Source organism: Streptomyces sp. MST-110588 (assembly GCF_022695595.1).
Classification (GTDB): Bacteria; Actinomycetota; Actinomycetes; order Streptomycetales; family Streptomycetaceae; genus Streptomyces.
Map to the genome: position 1 here is coordinate 7,500,503 of NZ_CP074380.1, position 24,387 is coordinate 7,524,889.

The following is a 24,387-nucleotide window of genomic DNA, read 5'->3' on the forward strand; positions in this document are numbered from 1 at the left end:
AGGCAGGAACCTCCAGCCGCCTGCATGAAGTTCATGGTGCAGACCCTCGCCGCCGTCGGCGAACTCCAACGCGATCTCCAACGGGAGCTGACGTACGACGGGCTACGGACCGCCGAGGCCAAGGGCAACATGGGCGGACGCCGCCCCGTCCTCGCGGGCGAGACGGTCGCCGACGTGCGCACCGCCTACCTGGAAGGCCAGTCCCTCGCCGCCCTGGCCCGTGAACACGGCGTCAGCCGCGGCGCCGTCCGTACCGCCGTCGCCGACCTCCTGCCCGAGCACGTCGCCGACGAGAGTGCCCCGGTCCCGGAACTGCCCGTCACCCTTGACATGCCCGGCAAGGTCGCCGGCTTCCTCCGCGCCGCTGAGCTGGACGACGCCGGGCGGGTCGCGCTCGACCACGGCGTCGCCGTACGACGCGGCACGGGCTAAGCCCTCCGCGTCACCGCCCCGCCCGCGATCCACCGCCAACTCCTAGTCCGCTGCCGGACCCTCGACGGCGCTGGGCGATCCCCGCCCAGCGCAAGGCCCGCCGCGAGTACGAGAACCGTGTCAAAGCCCTCGCGCCCGACACTCCGTAGGAAGCTCTTCGGGCGCCAAGACCAAGTACTGGCGGCTTTGGGGCTTACCTCGGCGCTACCCCGGTGACGGACAGGGCAAGATCAATACTGACCGGTGTGCGGGCCGGACCAGGGCATGCCACCGACAGGCCATCGCCGGGCGGAAAGCCGGGAGCGGAACGCGGCCGTGCGGGAAAGGGCCGCACGGGAAAAGGTTGTACGGGAGAGGGAAAGCCACCCCGGAACGGGGCCGTCCGTCCAGCGGCCGGTGATGCAACGAGCGCATCCGTGCCCGGTGCACTGCGACCACCTCTTGTCCCGTGCCACGCAGCGGTGTTCGACTCTCGGACGCCTCCGGCCGGGAGGCCCGGACACCCCGGGAGGGAGGGCCCATGCCCGTACGCGCACGTGTGCTCCTCGGTGGCGCGCCGGCCGTCGCCTGCTGCGCCGCCGCGCTGCTCGCACCGCCCGCCGCAGCGGGCGCGGGCACCGGCACGGAGAGCGCCCACAAGCCGCGTACCGAATGGGCATCGGCGCCGTGGCAGGGCGCGCCGGACAGGCTCACCGCCACGGCACCCGCCGTCAGCGGCAACGGCCGGTACGTCGCCTTCCAGGCCGGGCCCCGGGTGACCGGCCCGCCCGGACCACCCTCCGGAAGTTGGCAGATCCACGTCCGCGACCTGTGGACCGGCGCCGTCGAGACGGTCAGCGTCACCGCCGACGGCAGGCCGTCCGCCAAGAACGCCTCGACCCCGGCGATCAGCGACGACGGCCGGTACGTGTCCTTCACCTCGCCCGCCTCCGACCTGGTGCCGGGCGACACCAACAACGCCTGGGACGTCTTCGTCCGCGACCGGCACACCGGCACCACCCGGCGGGTGAGCATGGACCAGGACGGCGGCCAGATCGCCGGCGGCGCCTTCTACCCGGCTCTGAGCGGCGACGGACACCATGCCGCCTTCCAGACCCGGCAGGCGCTCGACCCGGAGGACACCAACAAGGCGGGGGACATCTTCGTACGCGACCTGCGCGCGGGCACCACGCGTCGGGTCAGCCTCGCCGACGACGGCGCCCAGAGCGACGGCGAGTCGCGCTACCCCGAACTCAGCCGGGACGGCCGGACGGTGGCCTTCATCTCCGACGCCGGCAACCTGGTCCACGACGGCCCGCAGCGGCCCGGACAGAAGTTGTACGTACGGGACCTGCGCGCCGGTACGACGGTGCGGGGCAGCGTGTACCCGGACGGCACCGTCTCGGGCGTCTCCCTGTCCGACGGCGCACTGAGTCCCGACGGCCGGTACGCCGCCTTCACCTCGGGTGCCCACGTCTACCTGCGTGATCTGCGCGGGCGCAGCACCCGGCAGGTGGACGTCACCTACGACGGCAGCGAGCCGTCGATGTGGTCCTACAAACCGAAGGTGAGCCCCCAAGGCCGGTACGTCCACTTCGGCTCCAACTCCGACAACCTGGTGCCGGGCGACACCAACGGCTGGTCCGACGTCTTCGTACGCGACCTGCGTGAGGGCACCACCCGCCGGCTCAGCCTGACCCACGACGGCGCGCAGGCCGAGCGCGGCATCTCTTCCTCCCCCTCACCGTCCCTGTCCGGACGCGTCGTCGCCTTCGAGTCCAACGCCGACAACCTGGTCCCGCAGCCGACCGGGGGCACGGACCAGGTCTTCGTCCGGCGGTCGGACCGAGCGGAACGGACTGACAACAGCGGAACGGGCTGACAGCAGTGGGCCGGGAGACCGGGCACAGGGGCCGGACGGCAGCGCCGCACGGAGCGCGCAGCGAGGGAGTCGCGACATGGTGATGCAGTGGGAGGCGTTTTTGGACCAGGTCATGGAGCGGGGCGGCTACCCCTCACGGCAGGAGGCCGAGCGGGCGGCCCGCGTCGTGCTCGCCCTGCTGGGGGCGCACGTGGTGGGCACGGAGCGCGCGGAACTGGCCGCCCGCCTCCCGGAGACCTGCGCCCTGGTCCTGCTCAACCCCCTTCAGGCCGCCGAACCGCTCACACCGGAGCGGTTCGTACGGGCCACCGCCGCGTGGATCGAGGGAGCCACCGACGAGACGGCGAAATGGGACGTCAGCGCCGTGCTCAGCGTGGTGGCCGACGTCGCCGACGAAGAGCTGATGCACCGTGTGCTGCTCCAGCTCCCGCCCGGCTACGCCGCCCTGTTCGGGCGCCCCCAGGCTCTCTGAGCGACAACCGCCCCGCGCACATCACGCCCACTCCGGGACGGTTCAGGACGGCCCGGACGCCGATGACTCGTCGTCGACGATCTCGGCGTCCACCACCTCGTCCTGCCCCTCCGGCCGTCCGGCTCCTTGATCACCCGGCCGTCCGGCTCCGGCGTCCCGGCCGTCCTGCCCGGCCTTGCTGTAGAGAGCCGTGCCGATCTTCTGCGCAGCCGCCGCGGCGGACTCCACGGCCTGCCGCAGGGCGGTGACGTCCTCGCCCTCGCTCTCCTTGAGCCGGTCCTTCAGGACGGCGAGTGCGGCCTCGGTCTCGCTCCTGGCGTCGGCGGGGATCTTCTCCTCGTTGTCCTTCAGGAGCCGCTCGGTCTGGTAGACGAGCTGCTCGGCCTGGTTGCGGGTCTCGGCGGCCTCACGGCGGCGACGGTCCTGCTCGGCGTACTGTTCGGCCTCGCGCATCATGCGGTCGATGTCGTCCTTGGGCAGCGCGGAGCCGCCGGTGACGGTCATCTTCTGCTCCTTGCCCGTGCCCAGGTCCTTGGCGGCGACGTGCATGATGCCGTTGGCGTCGATGTCGAAGGTGACCTCGATCTGCGGGACGCCGCGCGGGGCCGGCGGCAGACCGGTCAGCTCGAACATGCCGAGCTTCTTGTTGTACGCCGCGATCTCGCGCTCGCCCTGGTAGACCTGGATCTGCACGGAGGGCTGGTTGTCCTCGGCGGTGGTGAAGATCTCCGAGCGCTTGGTCGGGATCGTGGTGTTCCGCTCGATCAGCTTGGTCATGATGCCGCCCTTGGTCTCGATGCCCAGGGACAGCGGGGTGACGTCCAGCAGCAGGACGTCCTTGACCTCACCCTTGAGAACGCCGGCCTGCAGCGACGCACCGATCGCCACGACCTCGTCCGGGTTGACGCCCTTGTTGGCCTCCTTGCCGGTGAGTTCCCTGACCAGGTCGGTGACGGCGGGCATCCGGGTCGAGCCGCCGACCAGGATGACGTGGTCGATCGCGGGCACCTTGACCCCGGCGTCCTTGACGGCCTGGTGGAAGGGGCCCTTGCAGCGCTCCAGGAGGTCTGCGGTCAGTTGCTGGAACTGGGCGCGGGTGAGCTTCTCGTCCAGGTGCAGCGGGCCCTCGGCGGAGGCGGTGATGTAGGGCAGGTTGATCGTCGTCTCGCTGGAGGAGGAGAGTTCCACCTTCGCCTTCTCCGCGGCCTCGCGCAGCCGCTGGAGCGCCATCTTGTCCTTGGACAGATCGATGCCGTAGGCGTTGCGGAACTGCTTGACCAGGTGGTCCACGATCCGCTGGTCCCAGTCGTCGCCGCCCAGACGGGTGTCACCGTTGGTGGCCTTCACCTCGAACACCCCGTCGCCGATCTCCAGCAGCGAGACGTCGAAGGTGCCGCCACCGAGGTCGAACACGAGCACCGTCTGCTCGCTGCCCTTGTCCAGGCCGTAGGCCAGCGCGGCGGCGGTCGGCTCGTTGATGATCCGCAGCACCTTCAGCCCGGCGATCTCCCCGGCCTCCTTGGTGGCCTGCCGCTGGGCGTCGTTGAAGTACGCCGGGACGGTGATCACGGCGTCGTTGACGTCCTCTCCGAGGTACGCCTCCGCGTCCCGCTTGAGCTTCTGCAGCACCCGCGCCGACAGCTCCTGTGCCTTGTACCGCTTGCCGCCGATGCTCTGCGACCCGGCTTCGGGGAACCGCCAGTCGCCGTCGCCCATGTGGCGTTTGACCGACCGTGCCGTACGCGTCACGTTGGTGACCGCCTGGCGCTTGGCGACCTCGCCGACCAGCACCTCGTCGTTCTTGGCGAACGCGACGACGGACGGGGTGGTACGGGCCCCCTCGGCGTTGGTGATCACGGTGGGCTCGCCGCCCTCCAGCACCGCCACCACGGAGTTCGTCGTGCCCAGGTCGATTCCGACCGTACGTGCCATCTCGCACTCCTCCCAGGGATGTCGGGCCCCGCCCGGGCCCGGAGTCCGCCGGCCCCGTGCGGCCCGCCCCCTCGCGTCCACTGCTCATGTCCCACGCCGGAACCGGCCTGCGGGCCGCTCGCTCGTACCCGGCCGTACAGGTGCGCGTACCTGTGCGTGCCCGTACCGCGCGTGCGTCCGTACGCGCGGGTACCCGGTACGCGGACCCCCGCTCGGAGCCGAACCTCTCTGTCTGACTACATAGAACCTGAGCGCACCCGTGTCAAGGTGCCGTCGGGCCCGGGGAAGAGCGCAGCGCCGACAGGTCGGCCTGCAACCCGGCGACCTGCTCCCGCAGGGCCAGGACATGGCGCACCCCGACCAGCGTCACCCCTTCGTCGATCAGCTCCACCGCCTCCGCCACCCGGTCGATCTCCCGGCGGGAGTAGCGGCGCTGGCCGCCCGGAGAGCGGCCGGGCACCACGATGCCCTGCTCGTCCAGCCGTCTGAGGAAGGCCAGTTGGACTTCGAGCAGGGCGGCGACCTGCCCGATCGTGTACAGGGCGGCGTCCTCGTCGTCGATCGGCAGCGTTCCCACCGGCGGCCTCCCGGGTCGGGCGGAGCAGAAACGTGTCACTGAGTTTAGACAGCGGCTCCACCGCGGGTAACAGGAATGGTTCCGGTGCGTATGTCCGGGCGGCGGGGGAGGGGTGAGTCAACTACCCGGCGCGCGACGCCCGTTCGGTGCCACCACGGCTGTACGGCCGCGAGAACGGCGAGAACGGCGGAAAGACGCCGGGAACGGCGGAAAGACGACGGGAGCGGGCGGGGCGGGCGTGACCCGGCGGCCTTGCAGGGGGGCGGTGCGCCCGCACGCGCCCCCGCACGCGTCCGGACGCACGGCCCTCCGGCACGTTCTGGAGACTCGCACGCGGCGACTGCCGGTGGCAACGGCACGTAGCCACAGCTTAATTACGCGGGACCCGGCGCTGCGGTGTCACCCCCGGACGGGCGCCCCGCCGCTGGCGGGACGCCCGTCCGGGAGCGCTCAGAGAGCAGCGGGCACCGGTCAGGGCCAGGGAGCGGGAAGGGGGCGGGGCGGGGCTCAGTGGCCCAGCGCCTTGGCGAGCTGGTCCTTGTTCATCGAGGACCGCCCTTCGATGCCCTTCTTCTTCGCTTCCTCATAGAGCTGGTCGCGGGTGGGGCCGCCCGATCCCGAGCGCGAGCCCTGGCCCGTGGACTTCCCGGACCTGCCGGACCGCTCCCCGCCCCGTTGTGACGGCGACTTGCCCTTGGTGGAGCCGCTGCTGGAGGACTTGGCCTCACCCGACCGGGCGCGCTCCTTGTTCACCGTCCGGGCGGCCATCTCCTTGGCCCGGCCCTTGGACGCCCCGCGCTCCTCGGCGCTGTCCTTGATGTGCTCGTACTGGCGCTCCCGCTTGGAACTGGAACCTGCAGGCATGATCGGTCTCCTTCCGGTGCCGGCCCGCTCCGCTCGCGCCGTCTGTCCTGGCAGGCGTGCGGGCCCGACGGGTGGATCCAAGACCGGGTTTCCTGCCGGTGCGCCGGTGAAACGGCCGGAGCGCGATGTGTCGGCGCCCGGTGGAACGGGCGGGATCAGACGCAGGAGGTGAAGTTCGGACTGGTGTTCGCGATGTAGACGGTCGCGCCACCGCTGGGGTCGCCCTTGAGGGGTACGGTGACGGTGTCCTCAGCCGTCCAGGGGAACCCGTACGCGTCGAACGTCCAGGTCCCGGTCACCTTCTTCGCCAGCACCGACAGCGTCACCCAGCCGTACTGCTTGGTGGGAACGGACACCGTGACGGAGTCGTTGACGCTCTTGGAGCCCTGCCAGATCTGCTGGAAGGACACACCCGAGGCGACGGTCGCCTGCAGGACCTCCATGGCACCGCCGGCGAGCTGCGTCTTGAAGTCGGTGCCGATGCTGCTCTGCCAGCCGCTGGTGTGGGTCACCGAGAAGGCCTGCGAGATCGGCCCGTCGGTGTTGTTGTACCAGACCGCCGACGCGCAGACCTTGGGCAGCGGCGCCGCGGGGGCCTCGCTCTTCGTCGCCCAGGTGCAGGAGGAGGCGTCCCTCTGGCACCGCTTGGCTCCGTGGTCCACGGCCAGGTTCCGCGCCTCGGCGGCCGTGGTGGTCCACTGCTGGTTGGTCCTGCCGTGGCAGGTGGACTTGCTGGTCCAGGCGTCGTCGTACTGGGCGCTGTTCAAAAGGTCCAGGCACGAGTTGTCGCTCTCGTTACGGATCATGAACGCCTGACCGGCCGGACCGGCCCCCGACACCGGCTGGAAGTACCACTTCTGGCTCTTCTGGCCGCGACAGGTCTGCTGCCGCAGCGCCGGCCAGCTCAGGTCGACGCACTTGCCCGTCGTGTTGTTCACGATGGTGAAGGAGGAGTCGGACGGGTCGACGCTCAGGCGCCAGGACTGGTGGTAGCCCGGAGCGGTGTTGGTGACGATGATGGCGCCGTCGTCACGCGATCCGTTCTGTACGTCCAGCGCGCGGCCGTTGCTCACCGACGTGAAGCTCACGCACTGGAGCCCGGTGCCGCAGTTCGCCTCCGCGTGGGCCCGGTCCGTCATGAGCGGGGAGGCCGACAGCCCCAGGGCGACGCACAGGACCGTCAGGACGGCGGCGATCACCCGCAGGCGGGGGAGCGGACTTCTCGGGGGGTGGGCCGGAAACAGTGTCACAGGGTGGTTCCCTTCTTATGGGGGTTCCGGGGATTACGGGTCTTTCCGGTCGTCCTGGTCTCTCCGGTTCTTTCCGGACCCGGTGTCCTGTCGGCAGCGGGCGGCCGGTACCGGCCCTTCCGCCGGCGGATCAGGTGGCGGCGGCGAACGCCGCCTCCAGACGCGGGACGTAGTCCACGAGGTCCTGCGCCCAGCAGCCCCAGGTGTGGCCGCCGTTGCACTGACTGCCCCAGCCGGAGCCGCCGCGGTAGTTCACGTAGTGGTACGGGTGGCCGAGGGCGTCCAGCCGTTCCTTGGCGTGCTGGGCCGCCGACTGGACCCAGAACTCCGGGTTGGCGGCCTCGCCGTTGCCGTCGCCGGTGTAGATCGCCACGCCCGTACCGGCCCTGGCCAGGACGTCCATGTGCGCGACCGGATCGGCCTGGTTCCAGCGCCAGTCGGCGTCGAAGACCGGATACGGCGTACCGAAGACCGCGTCGCTGGACACGGTGGGCCCGAAGTTCAGGGAACAGGCGGGGCTGGAACTGCCGCACAGCGGGGCGCCGATGTTGGTCAGTGTGGCGACGACCGCGGCACGGATGACGGCGTGGTTCCTGGAGAGCTCGTTGGCACCGGAGAACGTGGCCACCTGGCTGAACAGCCCGGGGTACCGCTGGGCGTAGTGCAGGGCGCCGAACCCGCCCATCGAGAGGCCGCCGACGGCCCGCCCCTGCCGGGTCGCCAGGGTGCGCAGGTTGGCGTCGATGAAGGGCATCACCTGGTTGATGTGGAAGTTCTCCCAGTTCTGCGCGCCGGCGGCGGTGTTCTGGTCGAGCCAGTTGGTGTACCAGCCCCGGCGGCCTCCGTCCGGAATGACCGTGATCATCGAGGTGGCGGCGGTGAGGGCGGGGTAGGCCAGTCCCGGATTGCCGGGGTCGTCGGACGCGCCGTGCAGGAAATAGAACACCGGGTAGCGTTTGGCGGGCTGGGCCGCGTAGTCGCCGGGCAGCAGGATCCGGATGCGGTGCTCCCCGGCGACCTGCGCCGTTTTCACGGTGATCACGAAGTTGGTGGCGGTGCCGGCGGGAGCGCCGACCTGGGTCAGGCCGAAGCCGTCCGTCATCGGGGGCGGGGCCGGTTCGTCGGCCCGCGCGGGCGGCGCGCCCAGCAGGAGGACGGCGGCGGCCACGGAGGCAGCGGCGGTCCTCCTGCGCGAGGGCCGGAGGGTCAAGGCCCGGATACGCGGGTGACGGACACGTAAGAGCCGGGCGAATAAGGAACGGGGGCGGAATGAGGCGACTGCTGAGTCGGGGTTCGCCATGTCCCGCACCCTAGCCAGGACCAGAACGATTTTCTATAACTCCGCTCCAGTACAAGCGCATCGGCAACCCCCTGATCCCGCACCGCACAGAGAGGTTGACCGCTTTCACCGCACCGGAGCAGCCAGGACATCGGGACGCCGCCCGAGCGGTATCGTCCTGGCGCCACCGATTTAGGCTGTCCGCATGGTGAACACCATGACGCAGACGGCCCCGGCGACGGCCCGCCGGAAGCGGACCTCACTCACCACACCGAGGAGGCCGGGCGATGTCCCCTAAACAGCAGCGCGGCCAGGCCACCGTGGAGCACCTGCTGACCGCCGCACTGCACGTGTACGCCACCTCCGGCCGGCAGGGCTTCACCGTGAACGCGGTCACGGCGGCCGGCGGGGTCAGCCTCGGCAGCCTCTACCACCACTTCGGCAGCTTCGACGGCCTCGCCGCCGCCCTCCACACCCGCTGCACGCAGCAGCTCCGCGACGAGATGAGCACCGCGCTGCGCCGCTGCCGTACGCCCCGCACCGGTATCCGCGCGCTCGTACGGGCCTATCTGCGCTTCACCGAAGAGCACCGTGACATCGCCCTCTTCCTCCACACCTCCGCCCACTCCGGCTACCTCGCCGGGCCCGCGGAGGAGATCCGCGCAGCCAAGGACGTCACGTTCGCGACCGTCACCGACTGGCTGCGACCGCACATCGAGGCCGGCAAGGTCGCACCCCTGCCCAAGGCGCTGATCGAGGTGCTCGTCATCGGCCCGGTCGCCGAGACCGCGCGCCGCTGGCTGACCAGCACCTACGACATCGACCTGCGCCAGGCCGCCCGTGTCCTCCCCGACCGGATCTGGCGCTCCCTGCGCCCCGACTGAGGCAGCTCGCCCCGCCCGCGCCGGCCGGCCCCGCCACCGCCACGTACGGCGATCACGCCGGCCGGGCGCCCTGTTCACCGGCGGGTTCGCGTGCTCGAAAACGCCTTGCGAGGACGGGTGGCCTCCCGCGTACCATCCCCGGCGACAGTTTTGACTCTCAGAAGGGGACGACGGTGCGGACGGCACTACCTGCCGTGGGTGGCACGAGGGCGGGCCGCAGGCCGCTGAACGCCCATGCCACCTGGTGGCCGTTGGTCCGAAGACCGGTGCCGGCGCGCCGCTGAGCCCTGCCGAGGACGGCACGGCCCGGCGGAAGGCGCCTGCCGTCTTCCTCCATCAGCTCCGTCCCCCATGAGGCCATGACACAACACAACAGAAGATTCCTGCCTGCCCTGCTGCTCGTGACGCTCGTTGCCACGATCGTGGAGCTCGACATGTCCGTGCCCAGCTTCCCGGACATCGCCGAGGAGTTCGGGACGTCCGCGTCCGCGGTGCAGTTGACGATCACGTACAACTTCTTCGGTTACTGCCTGGGTGCCCTGGTGTACGGGCCGCTCTCGGACCGCTTCGGCCGGCGCCGGGTCATGCTGGCCGGCAACACCGTGATGCTGGCCGGCGCGCTGGGCTGCGCGGTGGCTCCGGCCGTCGAGTTCCTGCTCGCGTCCCGCTTCGTCCAGGGCGTCGGCGCCAGCACCTCCGTGGTGCTGGTGTTCGTCATCATCGGCGACGTCTACCAGGGCAACCGGCTCTTCAAGATGTACGGACTCACCAACGCCGCGATGTCCGCCTTCATGACGGCCGCACCCGCGCTGGGCGGGCTCGTCAACCGGATGCTCGGCTGGCGCGGCAACTACGCGACGGTCCTCGGCATCACGCTGGTCTCCCTCCTTCTGATGGCGCTCTTCCTGCCGGAGACGAAGGGGGAGCCGGCCGAGGTCACCGTCAGGCAGGTGGCCGCCGACTACCGGAAGCTGCTGACGAGCAAGGAGTTCCTGGCGGCATCGCTCGTCCCGAGCCTGCTGTTCGCCGCCTACATGGTGTTCATCGCCGCCAGCTCCTTCCTCTACACCGGCACCTTCGGGCTCTCCACGGTGGCGTTCGTCGGCCATCTGCTGATCATCGTGACCTCCTTCGCGGTGACCAGTCTGTTCGCCTCGAAGCTGATCACCGTGTGCGGCGGACCCGAGAAGACCGTGGTCTACAGCGTCCTCGCCACCGTCCTCGGCATCGCCCTGTTCGTGGTGTTCGGTGACGGCCCCTGGACGACCACCGGCCCGGTCGCCGTGTTCTGCGCCGGGTTCGCCGCGCTCTACCCGGTCGTCTTCGGGCGCTCCCTGGAGATCTTCCCGGGCCTCCAGGGAGCAGCGTCCTCGCTGAACATGAGCGGACGGGCGTTGCTGGTGTCGCTGCTCACCGGCGTGGCCGGCGCTCTGTTCAGCGGCGACTCGCTGGTCACGGCCGGGGTGATGGGCCTCGTCGTGGCGATCGCCGTACCGCTGGCCTTCGTCGCAACCAAACCGGACCGGACCCGGAAGGAGGCTGCCGTGGCGGACACCCGCTGACACCCGCCGGCCCGGTAACGTCCTTCGGGCAAGGTACGGGGGAGGGGGCGGTTCGCGGTGATGGCTCGTCGCCCGGGAAGGGCCGAAGACGGCAAACGCGGGTTCGACGCGTTCATTTCCTACAGCAGTGCCGCGGACTCCGAGGTGGCGCCGGCGATCCAGCAAGGGCTGCACAGGCTGGCCCGGCCCTGGTACCGCCGGCGGGCCCTGCGGGTGTTCCGTGACGGGTCCGGGCTGGAAACCTGCCCGGACCTGTGGCGGAGCCTGGCGGAAAAGCTCGGGCGCACGGACAGTTTCATCCTGCTGGCTTCACCTGAGTCGGCACGTTCGGAATGGGTCGCCAGGGAAGTCGGATTCTGGCTGCACCACAAATCCACCACCGACTTCTACATCGTGCTCACCCGCGGAGAAATCCACTGGGACGCCTCCCGGGGCGACTTCGACTGGCGGCGTACCGATGCCCTTCCCGCCATCCTGGAAAACCGGTTCGCGGCCGAGCCCAAGTGGGCGGATCTGCGATGGATCCACGAGGAAATGGAGCGCCGCCACGGCACTGCGGACGCCAAGCAGAAAGCCGGGAACCCCCTTTCCCTGAAGCACCGTGACTTCCACCGCGAAGTGTGCTCGCTGGCCGCTCCTTTGCACCGGATGGACATGGACCATCTGTACGCCGAGGACGCGCGGCGGCACCGGCGGGCGATCGGGGCCCTGTGGAGCGGTATCGCGGTCGTCACGGCGCTGTCCTGTGTCGCGGGCCTGGCGATCCACGACTCCATTCAGGAGGGGCAGGACCGGGACCGCCAGCAACGGACCGCCCGGGAACAGCAACTGCGGCGTACCCGCGGCGACTTGATGGGTCAGGCCGCGCGGCTGCGCGATGCGCGGCCCCAACTCGCGCTGCGCATGAACCTCGCGGCCGACACCATCCGGCCCACGGCGCAAAGCAGGGAGGAACTGCTGGCCTCCCTCACCGCCACCCACTGCCTGGGGAGCGCGCACGGCCCGGCCGTGCACCCGGGAATCGAGGGCGGCGCCTCGGTGGTGTCCGGCTCCGGGGGCGGATTCTTCGTCGTACGGTTCAACAGGTCCAGCGCCGCCGCGTTCAGCCCCGACGGCACACGGCTGGCCGTGGTGGGAAAGTCGGGGAAACTGGAACTCCGGGACGTGGCGAGCCCGGGCCGGCAGCGCACCTTGGCCACTCTCGGCAACATGTCCGAAGGGGCGAATTCGCTGTCCTTCAGCCCCGACGGCAGGCAACTCGTTGCGGTCGGGGTCGACAACGGGAACGTCCGCCTGTGGGATGTGAGCGATCCCCGCCGTCCGTACGCATCGTCTCTCCCCCATACGGACAAGGCGACCGGCGCGGCCTTCGGTCCCGACGGCACCAGGCTTCTCCTCGCGACCGACAGCACCGCGAACGAGCTGGACGACCAGCCGAACGGAAAGATCTCGTTCTGGGCTGCCGGAAACGGAAAACCGTCGTGGCAGGGCGAATACGCCGGGCTCCGGGACGCGTCCGATGTCGTGGTCAGTCCGGACGGACGGACTCTGCTGACCGTCAACCGCAGGGAGATCGGAGTGGGCAAGGCGGGGGGAGGAATCAAGAGCAGAACCCCTGCGGGCGTCTCGGTCTTCGACGTGCGCAACAGCGCACAGGCCGTTCCCCGCGGAAGGATCGACGGCTGGGTGTCCGGTCCCGTCTTCAGCCCGGACAGCAGCATGTTCGCCCTGGCCGACGGCCCTCGGATCACCTTGTGGAGCAATGCCCCCGACAGGCCGCCGAAGCTGCTGGCCACTTTGAAAGGGCACCGTAAGACCGTACGGGACCTGGGATTCAACAGGGACGGGACCCTGCTCGCCTCCGGCGGTGACGACGGAAGGGTCATCCTGTGGGACACGGCACGACCGAGCGGAAAGATCACGGCGGCACACCTGCTCGGTCACCCCGGCGCGGTCCAGGCGGTCGCCTTCCGGCCGGACGGCGAGCACGACCGGGTCGTCAGCGTCGACGACACGGGAGCCGTGTTCCACTGGAGGGCCGCGAATCCGGGTCCCTCGCGGCTCGCCGCGGACCACCGTCCCTACGCCGCGACCCTGCAGCTCAGTTCGGACGGGACCATGGCCGCCACCGGGGAACCCGGCGAGTCCCTGCAAGGAGCCGGGGAACGTACGGAGGCCGTGGCGCTGTGGGACATCCGCCACCGCACCCGGCTCGCCCTGCGCTCCACGTACAAAGTCCACCCGGCGGGAACACCGGTGGCGTTCAGCCCTGACGGCAGGCTGCTGGCGACCGGCGAGGCCGATGACTCGGCAGCCGAACTCGACCTGTGGCGCACCTCCGGCCGGCGCGGCACCGGGCCGGCCTCCACCTGGACGGTCAAGGGGAACGCGGTACTCGCCCTCACCTTCTCCCCCGACGGGAAACGGCTGCTGACCGCCGGAGAGGCGGGCACGACGGCCTGGCACCTGACGGGGCCCAAGCCGGTCAAGGGCGCCTCGCTCCCCGCTCTCAAAACCTCCGACACTTCCGGCACCTCCGATCCACAGCCATGGGAACTGACCTACCTGCCTGCCGCTTCGGCGACCGGCTCCTCGGTGGTGATGCTCACCGGCGATGGCGGCACCGTCCTCGCCGACGAACGCGGGAAACGCCTGCGCACAGTCAAGGGCGGCCACGCCGCCGTGGCGGGGAACGGAAAGGTGATGGCCACCGTCACCGGAACCGGCAAAAAGGTCGCTCTGTGGGACATCCGATCACCTCTGCGCCCCCGCCCGACCGGTGAACTGCCCGGCACGGTCACCACGGTGGGCCGACTGGCGGTCAACCCGCGAGGGACACTCCTGGCGAGCTGGGAGAGCGACGGCACGATCACCCTGTGGGACATCACCCGCCCCCGCGAGCCCGTCCGTGCCGGCTCCCTCGCCCACGACACCGCGGAACCCGGGCCCCTGGCCTTCACCCGCCAAGGGGACGCCCTGGTGACGGGCGGCGGAGACGGCATCACCGTCTGGGGCCTCGGCGCCCTGACCGACATCATCACCGACCCGGTGGGCCGGGCATGCCGCATCGCCAACGGCGGTCTGAGCAGGGCGGAATGGAAGCGGTACGCCCCCGGCATCCCCTACCAGGACGGCTGCGCGCCCTGAGCCGGTGGCGTACTCCTGTACGTACGTGGGTTGCCGAGGCGGCAACAATGGTTGCCGGAACAGGTGCAGTGGCCGCAACCTGATGTCCGGCCGAAGGCCCTCGAAAACATCAGGAGGCCCCACGATGACCACCCATGAAGGCATCCGTTCCGCGGTGAGCACCGACGGCGATGCGCCGCTGAACAACCGTGTCCACCACGTCCGGTCCGGAGAGCTGGACGGCTACGCCGCCATCAGCGGCAGCACCGTCGGCTCGAAGAAACTGTGGATGGGCCTGGTGGAGAACCCGCCGCTGAGCGCGACGGACAACCACCACCACGGCGCATCGGAGGCGGGGATCTACGTGGTCAGCGGACACCCCGTGTTCGTCTACCACGACGGCACGCAGGAGGTGCGGATCACCGCCCACCCCGGCGACTTCGTCCTCGTCCCCCCGAACGTGCCCCACCGGGAGGAGAACCCGGACCCGGAGGAGCCCGTGGTCGTCGTGATCGCACGGACCACGCAGGAACCGATCAAGGTCTCGCTGCCCGAGCTGTACCAACTCAAGGAGGCGGAGACGGAGACGGAGGCGCAGGCGCAGGCGCGGTAGGGAGTGGAGGTGAGGGGCTGAGCGGGCAAGGATGTTCGCTCAGCCCCTGGTCGCCTTGAGCATGTCCAGGTAGACGGGGAGTTTGTCGACGGCCTTGCGCGATACGGGGGCCACATGCCGGATTCCGCGTACGCCGTCCGTCACGGTCAGCGTGTAACGGCCGTCTTTGTAACGGAGTTGAGCGGTGTAGACCACGGTTCCGGCCTCGGTGTCCTTCTCCTCGGGCTCCGTGGTCACGTGGTCGGCTCCTTCGGTCATACGCGTTCTCCTTTTCTCCTGCCTTCTCCGCCGGCGGAAGTCGCAGAGCAGGTGCGGTTCACGGGGCGGTCGCATCGTCCGCGAGGCGGAGTGCCTCGCCTACCCGAACGGGTGAATACACCTGTTTGGTCTGGTCCGGGGTACGGGATACCGCCTAGGCTGATCACGCAGGGCTTCAGTGTATACGCGCTAAGTGATACCCGACCCGTCCCGGGTGCAGTCCGCAGGGGGAGCGAGACATGACGACAGACCGCACGGTCTGCGGTGGCAGACACATGTGACTCGCTGCGGTGTTGCAACAGAGTTCGCGGGATCGCCTCACGGTTTCGCGTCAGGCGATCCGACCGTCCCCCGTACGCGCACCGGATGAGAGGACCGAACCACCATGGCCGCATTCCCTCCCTTTCTCGCTGGACTATTGGTGATTCCCGTCGCGAAGCGAGTGGTCAAACCACTCGCTCGGGGTGTGGTCAAGACGTCGCTGAAACTCGCCATGGACGCCAAGAAGGCCGTTCACGAGGCGAGCGAGGAACTGCACGACCTCGCCGCGGAGGTGAGTGCCGAGGCGTTCATCGAGGAAGCCGCCGACACGACGAACAAGGACGACCGCAAGGCCGCCCCGAAGCAGCGCTCCGCGCCGGCGAAGGCCCACTGACGTACGCAGGTGTGTGCGTGCGTACGTACGCGCCGGGCAAGGCTTCCGTTCCGTCCGCCGGCCGTACCGTCGCGCGCCCACCAGGCTTCCTCACAGGGGCCGTACGGGATGAGGCGTGCACGTACGCACAGTCGGCCCTCATCACCGGTGGTTCTCAGAACATGCCCTTTCTCCTGGACGCGTCACGCACGGGCGTGCCCGCACGAGGCCGTGCCCCGGCGGTGCTGCCCCTGCGGCCACGGTCCGTCGTTCCCGGACGTCAGCGCTGGGACGTCGCCCCCATCCTGCGCCGCCCTGCCCTCGCCCGGCTCGTGGAGACGACGCTCCTGGCCGTGCCGGGCTTCCATGAAGTGCGGGCCAACCCGGTCACCGGCCGGGTGCTGGTACTGCACGACCGTGCCCTTGACCCGGAGCAGGCGGAACGGCTGCTGCGCCGGGCCCTGTCGAGTGTGCCCGCGAAGGCCGCCGGACAACGCCACCGCTCCTGCGGTGCGAGGACGACGGGCAGCGGCACCGCGGGCGACGACGGTGCCGGGGCACGCGTACGGGCCGCCGGCGGGGAAGCGGCCCCGCGCCGTCCCCGCTCCCCGGCACGGCTCGCCGGGGTCGCGGCGGCCGGACTGGCCCTGGGGTGCGGGACATTCTGCGCCAAGCTTCTGCTGCGCCCCCTGGTCAGTCTCGGTGTCGTCGCCGTCGCGACGGCCGTCGTCATCAGACGGGGGTGGCGGCGGCCCCACGGCGAACAGCCCGAACCCGCGACCGGGCAACGCCACCCGCTGGCGCGCATCATCGGTCCGCACCGGCGCACGTTCGGTGTGGCCGCGCTGCTCTCGGTGCTCGGCCAGATCGCCGAGTCGGGCCTGTTCATGCTGGTCTCCTTCGCCGTCATGACCCTGAGCCAGGGGGAGAGTTCGGTCCTGGCGGCTCTGGGGCTGACGGCCACCGCGAGCCAGGTGCTGTTCCTCGCCGGAGCCGCCGCGCTGGTGTGCGTGGCGGTGGCCGGCCTGTCCTACGGCGCCCACGTCACCTGGCGAGGGCTGGGGCAGACGGTCGAGCACGAGTGGCGCACCACCACGTACGCCCACGTGCAGCGGCTGGCCCCGACGGACCTGGAGAGCGGCCGGACCAGCCGCACCTCCCAGGTGCTGACCGAGGACGTCACCCAGATCGGCACCTTCGTCGGGCACACCCTGCACGAGACGATCCAACTGGCCACCTGCTTCGCCGTGATGGTACCGGCGTTCCTCCTGCTGGCCCCCCAGATCGCCTGGGTCGCCTTCGCGCCCGTACCGCTCGTCGCCTGGCTGTCGCTGCGCTACCACGAGCGCGCCGTCGCGGACCGGAGCACCTCGGGCGAGAACCGGGCGCGGCTGCACGCCCGGCTGGTGGACAACCTCCAGGCCGGTACGACCGTGAAGGCGTCCTGCGCCGAGGACCACGAGGAGGCCCGGATCGCCGCGATGAGCGCGGAATACGGCGAGACCAACCGCCGTACCGACCGCAGCGCGGTGCGGCAGGCCCAGATCGTACGGCTGTGTGCCGTGGCCGCGGTGCCGGGAACGCTCTTCGCGGGAGGCCGGGCCGTCATGAAGGGCGAACTGGCGGCGGAGGCGTTCGGCCCGCTGCTCGACCTGCCCGTGTCGGCGCTGTGGCGGCTCAACCGGCTCGGTCCCCTCACCGAGCAGTACCAGCGGACCCTCGCCGCCTTCGACCGGGTACGGCACCTGCGCGCCCTGCCCGTCGAGAAGGACGGGGGCGCCCCGCGACCGCGCGGCCACCGGGTCACCGGCGCCATGGCCCTGAAGAAGGTGACCTTCGCCTACCCGGGCCGCCCGGCGGCACTGCGCGACCTGTCGATGTACATCGCGCCGGGGCGGGTCACCGGAATCGTCGGCGCCACCGGCGCGGGCAAGACCACCGTCGCCAAACTGCTCATGCGCCTGCGGGAACCGGACGCGGGGCAGGTACTGCTGGACGGCGTCGACATCGCAGACCTGGCCCTGCACGACCTGCGCGGCGCGATCGGGTACGTCGCCCAGGAACCGTACATGTTCGACGGGACGATCGCCGACAACATCCGCTACGGCACGTTCGACGCCGATGACGCACGCCTCGCCGCGGCGGCGCGCACGGCCGGGGCGGACACCTTCATCGAGACGCTGCCCGACGGGTACGACACCGTCGTCGGGGAGCGCGGCGCCGCCCTGTCCGGCGGCCAGAAGCAGCGCATCGCCCTCGCCCGCACGATCCTGAAGAACCCCCCGATCGTCCTTCTGGACGAGGCCACCTCCGCGGTCGACAACGAGACCGAGGCGGCCATTCAGCAGGCGCTCAACACCTTCGCCGAGGACCGGACGCTGGTGGTCATCGCCCACCGGCTGTCCACCATCCGCAACGCCCACCACATCTACGTGCTGGCGCCGGGCGGCATCGTGGCGGAACAGGGGACCCATCCGGAGCTGGTGGGGCGCGGCGGGATCTACGCGGGTCTGTGGCAGCTCCAGGCGGGCGAGGAACCGCCCGTACCGTCACTGTCCCGCGCGCGGGGGGCGCCGGCCCGGGCCCGGGAGGCGGGACGCTGAGCGAGGGCGCCGGTCCGCGGCGCACGGAGCGGGTGCCCGTGCGCCGCGGACCGGCGCCCCCTCAATGCTCCCTGGCCGGTGCCCCGCCGGTCACTCTCCGGTCAGCGGATCACGATCACCGGCCGCCCGCCGCCGCGTCCGCAGCGGGTCGACGGCGATGACGCGCAGTTCCGCCGTGTAGCGCTCACCGGCCGCGTCGGTCAGCCAGGTCTCGTCGGCGTCGGGCAGCGTCTCCGTGAGCGTGATCACCGCATCGGCGTCCCGTACCGCCGCCCGCCGTACCGCCGTGGCGAACAGGTTGACCAGAGCCGGACTCGTGAAGTCGGCATACATCGGCTTGTCCTCCGCCGGCGAGGTGTAGAACAGCCGGTCCGGGAGCGCCCGCGCGCCGCGCCAGGCCCGCGCGCCGAGGTAGCGCTCCGGTTCGTCCCGCAGCGCAGTCCAGGACAGGTCGGCGACCGGGAAGGACCAGGACTCCCGTGCCAGTACGAGACGGTCGACGGTGACGCGCGGCCGGTGCCGGGCCGGTGCGAAGGGGGCGAAGCTGTTGACGGCGACTCCGGACAGCGGCTCGGACAGCACCTCCAGCAGCGGCGCGCGGAAGGTTCCCGCGCCGTCGCGCACCACGAGCCGGCCCTCCCCGTCGGAGTGGACGGACAGGTCCGCCAGCGCCAGCACCGGGCCCGTCGGCTCCACGCAGGGGTGACGTGTGGTCCAGTAGACGGTGTCCCGCCCCATCAGGGCCGAAGGCGGCGTCAGCCGGGGTCCGATCGACAGCCACCAGTTCTCCCGGGGAGGGATCATGTAGACGCGCTGTCCGGCGTGGTCGGCGGCGTCCGCGTCCATGAGGGCGCCGGGGTCCGGGTGCTGTTCCACCGCGGCGCGGTTCTCCAGGGTGTTGAAGGAGACGTGCAGTTCGCCCAGCACCACCTGGTAGTCGCCCGCGCCGACCGCCTCGGCCGAGGCGGCGGCGATCATCAGGTCGGGCGCGTGGTGGATCGCCGCGGACCAGGGGGGCGGCGCGGGCGGGAACTCCTCGCGTACGAGACCGGCGAGCCGCCCCGAGGAGAAGGTCCGCCGCGCGCCCGGGGCCGTCCCGCCCTGCGGCAGCGCCGTCCTGCCCTGCGGCAGCGCCGTCCCGTCCTGTGGCCCCGCCGCCTCGCCCGGCGGCAGCGCTTCGAGGGCATCCAGCACCCGCGCCCACCGCTCCTGGAACTCACCGACCGCCGCCCGTACGGGAGCGGGAGCGGTCCGCAGCGAGAAGACGAGGTGCGGTGCGGCAATCTCCAGCAGCGCGGCCAGCGGCATGGCTCCGGGGCCGGACCGGCTCGCCGACCACTCCCGGTGAATGGCGTGGAACAGCGCCTCGTACTCCGTGGCGATCCGGCCGACGAGCCACCGGGCACTGTCCAGCACCGGCCCGAGCGCGCCCGCCAGTTCGCCGCGCAGCCGGGCGCCGAGTGCCACCCGTACGTCCCGGACGGTGTCCTCGTAGACCAGGGTGCGGCTGGCGTAGGTCTGCCCGTGCAGACGTACCGCCTCCTGGCCCGTGATGTCCTCGAACGTGCTGTTCAGCCGGTCCATCGCCGAGGCCAGCGCGTCCGGGTCACCGGCCGCCGCGGCGACCTGGCGCCGGGCGTTCAGCAGCCGGTCCAGCACCGCCAGCGCCCGCTCGCGCGGCTCCGGGTCGCCGATCGCCGCCAGTTTGTGCCGCAAGGTGCGCTCCGGCCACGCCTCGATCGGGCCTTCCAGGTCGACGGCGGCCAGGCCGTGCTCCTCGAAGCGGGCCAGCGCCCCGGTCAGGTCCGCCGGGTGTGGGAACGGGCGCTGCGCACCGACCAGTTCACGGATCAGCTCCCGCACCGGCCGCCCCGCGTCACATGCCTTGAGCAGCATGGTCTCGGCAGCCGTCAGGCGCAGCGGCGCCCCGTACGGGCGGCGTGCGAGGTCACCGTCGAGTACGACGGCCGGGTCGCGGCGCGGCACCAGCCACGGCCGCAGCGCCGGATCCGCCGCCAGGGCACGGGCGAGTGCGTCGATCGCCCAGCTCTCGAAGTACACCGTCCGGCGGGCGAGCAGACGCGGCCCGGGCACCACGCGCAGCGGCAGGTCCTGGGGGGCGTCGGTCCAGGACGCCCAGCCGGTCGGCCCGAAGAAGCCGATGGTGTCGTTCTTCAGGGCATAGCGCTGCAGGTGGGCGGCGATGGTCTTCTCGTGGTCCCGGCCGCGCTTGTTGCGCCGCTCCCCGGCTGCCGCCTTGTCCAGACAGGTGGCCACCAGCGCCCGGTTCTGCCAGGTGACCGCCTCCCGGAAGCGGCGGTCGGCGGCGATGTCGCGGACCGCCGTACGCAGCCGCTCCACCGAGGCGTCGAACACCGCCCGGAAGTCCCGGGTGCTGGAGGACCCGTCGAGCACGGCGTTGGCGGCCATGGCCAGTTGAGGATCGGCGAGCTCGTGGACCAGCCGGGCGGGGAACCCGGCGCCGCGCAGCAGGACGTCCCGCCACAACTGCCAGCCGGACGCCCCCAGCGGGAGGAGATGGGGCGCGCTGCCGGGCGCGCTCGCCGGCGTCATGTCATCGCTCCGGAGGTACGGGGCCCCTCAGCGGGGCCGGTGCGCCTGCCGGAGCCATCGGTGACCTGGGAGGCCCGGCCCTCACCCATCAGCTCCTGGACGTGCCGGCACAGGGCGGACAGGTCGGGCTGCCGCAGCAGCCGCGAGACCCGCACCCGCACACCGCAGTGCGACTCGACGGCGTGGATGAGTTTCATCGCGGTCAGGGACGTGCCTCCGGCGGCCAGGAAGTTGTCGTCCGGCCGCAGCCCGCCGATCCCCAGCAGATCCTCACAGGTACGCAGCACCAGAGCCGTGACGTCGGACGGGGCGGCGGCCACCGGCGTACGGTCCCCGCCGTCCGGGCCGTCCGGGCCGTCCGGGCCGTCCGGCCGTCGTGGCGGCCCGGCGCACCGGGCGGCGGCTGCCAGCGCCCGGCGGTCCACCTTGCCGTTGGGCGTACAGGGATACTCCTCGACGACGGTGACGTGGGCGGGCAGCGCCTGTACGGGAAGCAACTCCCGGCAGCGCCGCAGGATCTGCGGCACATCGATGTCCTCACCCCGGCGTGCGCCCCGCAGGAAGGCGGCGAGCCGGGTCTGCGCCGGGGCCTCGCCGACGGGGACGACGACGGCCTGCCGTACGGAGCCCGCGCCGGCCCGTTCCAGCGCCGCCTCCACCTCCGCCATCTCGATCCGTACCCCACTGATCTTGATCTGCTGGTCCAGCCGTCCCAGGTACTCCAGCACTCCGTCCCGCCGCATCCGCACCTGGTCGCCGGTCCGGTAGACACGCGTGACGCCTTCGCCGAAGCCGGGCGGCGGGGCGGTGAACCGGCAGGCCGTCTCGGCCGCCCGGCCCAGGTAGCCCAGGCTGAGCTGCGGCCCGGCGAGCACCAGCTCGCCCGTGCCGCCGCGCGGCAGCAGCCGCCCGTCCTCACCGATGACGCCCAGCCGTACACCGCCGACAGGACGCCCGATGGGCGGCGCGCCCTGGGCCCGGCCGTCGGCGAACTCCTCGGCGAGGCGGTGGGTGACGCAGAAGACCGTCGCCTCGGCGGGGCCGTACACGTTGTGGACCGCGGCCGTGGGGCGCCGCGGGCGGGAGCGCAGCTTGTCACCGCCGACGAACAGATGGCGCAGCGCCAGTCCTTCGGGCCACGGCGGCTCGAAGAGCAGCTCGGCGAGCGGGGTGGGCACGATGGCGTGGGTGACGGCGCGTGCGCGCAGCCAGTCCACGAGCGCGCCGACCGAGCGTGCCACCTCTTCCGGGGCCTGCGGTACGCACAGGGTGGCGCCGAAGGCCAGGGCCGGCCACAGGTCGCCCAGGTGCGCGTCGAAGCCCGGCCGGATGAGCAGGGCGTGCCGGCAGCCCGGACCGGCGCCGTATGCCTGGCCGTAGCCACGCAGGAAGCCGCCCAGGGACGTGGCCGTGACGCCGACGGCCTTCGGCGTGCCGGTCGAGCCGGAGGTGAGGACGGCGTAGAAGGCCGCCTCGCACATGCTCCTGGTGGCCGAGGGCAGTCCGGGCCGGCCCCGCGGCGGGTGGAGGGTCAAGGCGGTGTGCGGGGCGAGCGGCAGCCGCAGGTCCCGGCCCGGTCCGTACGCCGTGCCGGGGGCGGCCTGCCCCTTCTCGGTGATCAGGGAGCCGACGGGCAGGTCGCGTACGAGCGCGGTGACCCGGCCGGCCGGGGGCCGTGGGCCGAGCGGGAGGTAGACGGCGCCGAGCCGGGCCGCGGCCAGCGCCACCGCGACCAGCGCCGGGGAGTTCTCCAGACAGACGGCCACGACGTCGCCGGGGGCGACCGTGGGCGCCAGCCAGGAGGCGACCGCACCGGCCGCCTCGTCCAGTTGCCGGTACGTCCAGGTGCCGCTGCCGAAGTCCACGGCGGGCGCCCCGGGCGTGGCCTCCACCCACCTCCGGTACCAGTGGTAGGGAGTGGGGCCGGGGGCCGGGGGCGGCGGCAGCGCGGGCCCCGAGGCGAGGCTGAGCCGGTCCGCCTCCGCCCGGACGCCGGGGCCGGGGCCGGGGCCGGGGCCGGCCAGGTCATCGGGCGGCCGACGGCGCTCACCGGCCGGATGGTGTTCAGGGGCTGGATGGTGTTCAGAGGACGGATGGTTTTCACCGGGCAGACGGTGCTCGCTCGGCGGTCGGTGTCCGCCCGGCGGACGGTGCTCGCTCATACCGTGACCTCCGGCAGCAGCCGCTCTTCCTCTGCACGCCGCCCGGGGGCGCCGGGGGCGGGCCCCTGCGCCAGGCTGCCCAGCCCCAGGGCATGGGCGATGATCACCTTCTGGATCTCGGTGGTGCCGCCGACGATCGGCATCATGCGGGCGTAGCGGTAGAGGTACTCCAAGGGGTGCCCCTTCATCCAGCCGCGCCCGCCGAGCACCTGCAACGCGTGGTCGACGGCCCGTTTGAGCAGCTCGGTGGCGGTGATCTTGGCCATCGCCGCGTCCTCGGACGTCAACTCCTTGTACTCGTCGGCCTGGTGGGTGCAGGCCAGGGTCAGCAGCTTGGACGCCGCCAGTTCGGTCCTGGTGGTGACCAGGTGTTCCTGTACGTGCTGGAAGGTGCCGACGGGCCGGCCGAACGCCACCCGCCGGCGGGCATGTTCCAGGCCCAGGTTCAGGGCGTACTCGGCCAGGCCGTTGCAGTCCGCGGCGGTCAGCACCCGGCCGCGCGGCAGGCTCAGCATGCTGTGCGCAACGGCGAGATGCGCCTGCTCGGGGCCTCCCAGGACGGCGTCCGCCGGCAGCCGGACGTCGTTGAGCAGCAGCTCGTACAGCAACTCCCCGGACATGCCCTGGAAGGACTGCCGCACGGTCAGGCCGGGGGTGCCGGTGTCCACGATGAACACCGCCGTGCTGTTCGGGCCGCCGTGCTCGTCGGTGGCGGCGAAGACCAGGACGAAGTCGACGACCTCCAGGTTGCTCAGGAAGATCTTGTGGCCGTTCAGGACCCAGTCACTGCCGGACCGGCGGGCGCGGGTGGCCAGGTGGTAGGCGTCCGAACCGGCGAGGGGTTCGGTCAGTCCCAGGCTGCGCATCTTCTCGGCCCGTACCAGCGGGGCGAGATAGCGCTGCTGCTGTTCGGGAGTGCCGTGGGCCAGGAGGGGTGTGGGGCCCTCGGGCCCGGGGAGGGCCAGCGGGGCGAGCGGACAGCCACTGCCGCCCGCCAGGTGCCGCAGCACCGCCACCGCCGTCAGCGGCAGGCCGCGTCCGCCCACCGCCTCGGGGAACTCCGCGCCGTAGAAGCCGAGTTCGGCCGAGCGGCGGCGCACATGGCGCTTGACGTCCTGCGGGATGTGCTCGGGCGTACTCTCGCCGAACTCCTCCCACAGTGGTTCCAGTTCGCCGGTGACGAAGCGCCGGAACGCCTCGATGGTGGGCTGGTGCCGCGTTTCGAACACGGCGGTGAGGCTGGCGTTCACGGTGTCCTTTCGTGTTCCTGTGGTGTGCGTGCCGGCCCGTCCTCGGACTCCTCC

The 24,387-nt window shown here is 71.5% G+C and carries 18 protein-coding genes; 9 read left to right on the forward strand and 9 right to left on the reverse strand.

Going from position 1 to position 24,387, the window contains the following annotated elements; translation table 11 throughout:
- Window positions 1–24 precede the first annotated feature (24 nt).
- The 3 genes from KGS77_RS32635 to KGS77_RS32645 all read left to right on the forward strand — a co-directional run bounded on the left by KGS77_RS32635 (window position 25) and on the right by KGS77_RS32645 (window position 2,765).
- Window positions 25–432, forward strand: a complete 408-nt coding sequence (locus tag KGS77_RS32635) for a hypothetical protein (RefSeq protein WP_242586901.1) — start codon at window positions 25–27, stop codon at window positions 430–432.
- A 520-nt stretch (window positions 433–952) separates the two neighbouring features.
- A complete protein-coding gene (locus KGS77_RS32640; protein ID WP_242586903.1) occupies window positions 953–2,293 on the forward strand; it encodes a hypothetical protein in 1,341 nt (446 codons plus the stop codon).
- A gap of 76 nt (window positions 2,294–2,369) precedes the next feature.
- Window positions 2,370–2,765, forward strand: coding sequence for a DUF2267 domain-containing protein (locus tag KGS77_RS32645; protein WP_242586905.1), 396 nt, complete (start codon window positions 2,370–2,372; stop codon window positions 2,763–2,765).
- Between the two features lie 42 nt (window positions 2,766–2,807).
- Here KGS77_RS32645 and dnaK read toward each other — a convergent pair whose 3' ends face one another.
- The 5 genes from dnaK to KGS77_RS32670 all read right to left on the reverse strand — a co-directional run bounded on the left by dnaK (window position 2,808) and on the right by KGS77_RS32670 (window position 8,556).
- Complete coding sequence (gene dnaK, locus KGS77_RS32650; RefSeq protein ID WP_242586907.1) at window positions 2,808–4,697, reverse strand: molecular chaperone DnaK; 1,890 nt, start codon at window positions 4,695–4,697, stop codon at window positions 2,808–2,810.
- A gap of 262 nt (window positions 4,698–4,959) precedes the next feature.
- A complete protein-coding gene (locus KGS77_RS32655) occupies window positions 4,960–5,274 on the reverse strand; it encodes a MerR family transcriptional regulator (RefSeq protein WP_242586908.1) in 315 nt (104 codons plus the stop codon).
- Between the two features lie 507 nt (window positions 5,275–5,781).
- Window positions 5,782–6,138, reverse strand: a complete 357-nt coding sequence (locus KGS77_RS32660) for a plasmid stabilization protein (protein ID WP_242586910.1) — start codon at window positions 6,136–6,138, stop codon at window positions 5,782–5,784.
- Window positions 6,139–6,293: 155 nt separating this feature from the next.
- The gene (locus KGS77_RS32665) at window positions 6,294–7,388 is read right to left on the reverse strand and encodes an RICIN domain-containing protein (protein ID WP_242586912.1); all 1,095 of its coding nucleotides are present in this window, start codon (window positions 7,386–7,388) and stop codon (window positions 6,294–6,296) included.
- 130 nt (window positions 7,389–7,518) lie between these two features.
- Window positions 7,519–8,556 (reverse strand): alpha/beta hydrolase-fold protein, encoded by a 1,038-nt coding sequence (locus KGS77_RS32670; RefSeq protein ID WP_242586913.1) that lies wholly within the window; start codon window positions 8,554–8,556, stop codon window positions 7,519–7,521.
- 398 nt (window positions 8,557–8,954) lie between these two features.
- On the opposite strand from KGS77_RS32670, the gene KGS77_RS32675 reads away from it, so the two are divergent.
- From KGS77_RS32675 to KGS77_RS32690, 4 genes are all read left to right on the forward strand, one after another.
- Window positions 8,955–9,551, forward strand: a complete 597-nt coding sequence (locus KGS77_RS32675; RefSeq protein WP_242586916.1) for a TetR/AcrR family transcriptional regulator — start codon at window positions 8,955–8,957, stop codon at window positions 9,549–9,551.
- Window positions 9,552–9,910: 359 nt separating this feature from the next.
- Window positions 9,911–11,113, forward strand: coding sequence for an MFS transporter (locus tag KGS77_RS32680; protein ID WP_242586917.1), 1,203 nt, complete (start codon window positions 9,911–9,913; stop codon window positions 11,111–11,113).
- Between the two features lie 60 nt (window positions 11,114–11,173).
- On the forward strand, window positions 11,174–14,260 hold the full coding sequence (locus KGS77_RS32685) for a TIR domain-containing protein (protein ID WP_242586919.1): 3,087 nt from the start codon (window positions 11,174–11,176) through the stop codon (window positions 14,258–14,260).
- 124 nt (window positions 14,261–14,384) lie between these two features.
- Window positions 14,385–14,852, forward strand: a complete 468-nt coding sequence (locus KGS77_RS32690; RefSeq protein ID WP_242586921.1) for a cupin domain-containing protein — start codon at window positions 14,385–14,387, stop codon at window positions 14,850–14,852.
- Window positions 14,853–14,891: 39 nt separating this feature from the next.
- Here the strand turns inward: KGS77_RS32690 and KGS77_RS32695 are convergent, their stop codons facing one another.
- Entirely contained in the window at window positions 14,892–15,110 is a 219-nt protein-coding gene (locus KGS77_RS32695) for a hypothetical protein (RefSeq protein ID WP_242586923.1), read from the reverse strand.
- Window positions 15,111–15,495: 385 nt separating this feature from the next.
- Here KGS77_RS32695 and KGS77_RS32700 point away from each other — a divergent pair, with 385 nt between their 5' ends.
- On the forward strand, window positions 15,496–15,765 hold the full coding sequence (locus tag KGS77_RS32700) for a DUF5132 domain-containing protein (protein ID WP_277994296.1): 270 nt from the start codon (window positions 15,496–15,498) through the stop codon (window positions 15,763–15,765).
- 161 nt (window positions 15,766–15,926) lie between these two features.
- The gene (locus tag KGS77_RS32705; protein ID WP_242586927.1) at window positions 15,927–18,347 is read left to right on the forward strand and encodes an ABC transporter ATP-binding protein/permease; all 2,421 of its coding nucleotides are present in this window, start codon (window positions 15,927–15,929) and stop codon (window positions 18,345–18,347) included.
- A 90-nt stretch (window positions 18,348–18,437) separates the two neighbouring features.
- On the opposite strand, the gene KGS77_RS32710 is transcribed toward KGS77_RS32705, so the two are convergent.
- The 3 genes from KGS77_RS32710 to KGS77_RS32720 are packed head-to-tail and all read right to left on the reverse strand — an operon-like array spanning window position 18,438 to window position 24,333.
- On the reverse strand, window positions 18,438–20,921 hold the full coding sequence (locus KGS77_RS32710; protein WP_242586929.1) for a lantibiotic dehydratase: 2,484 nt from the start codon (window positions 20,919–20,921) through the stop codon (window positions 18,438–18,440).
- Window positions 20,918–23,083, reverse strand: a complete 2,166-nt coding sequence (locus KGS77_RS32715) for a non-ribosomal peptide synthetase (protein WP_242586931.1) — start codon at window positions 23,081–23,083, stop codon at window positions 20,918–20,920. Before KGS77_RS32715 ends, KGS77_RS32710 begins: the two co-directional genes overlap by 4 nt.
- The gene (locus KGS77_RS32720; RefSeq protein ID WP_242586933.1) at window positions 23,080–24,333 is read right to left on the reverse strand and encodes an acyl-CoA dehydrogenase family protein; all 1,254 of its coding nucleotides are present in this window, start codon (window positions 24,331–24,333) and stop codon (window positions 23,080–23,082) included. Before KGS77_RS32720 ends, KGS77_RS32715 begins: the two co-directional genes overlap by 4 nt.
- Between the last annotated feature and the right edge of the window lie 54 nt (window positions 24,334–24,387).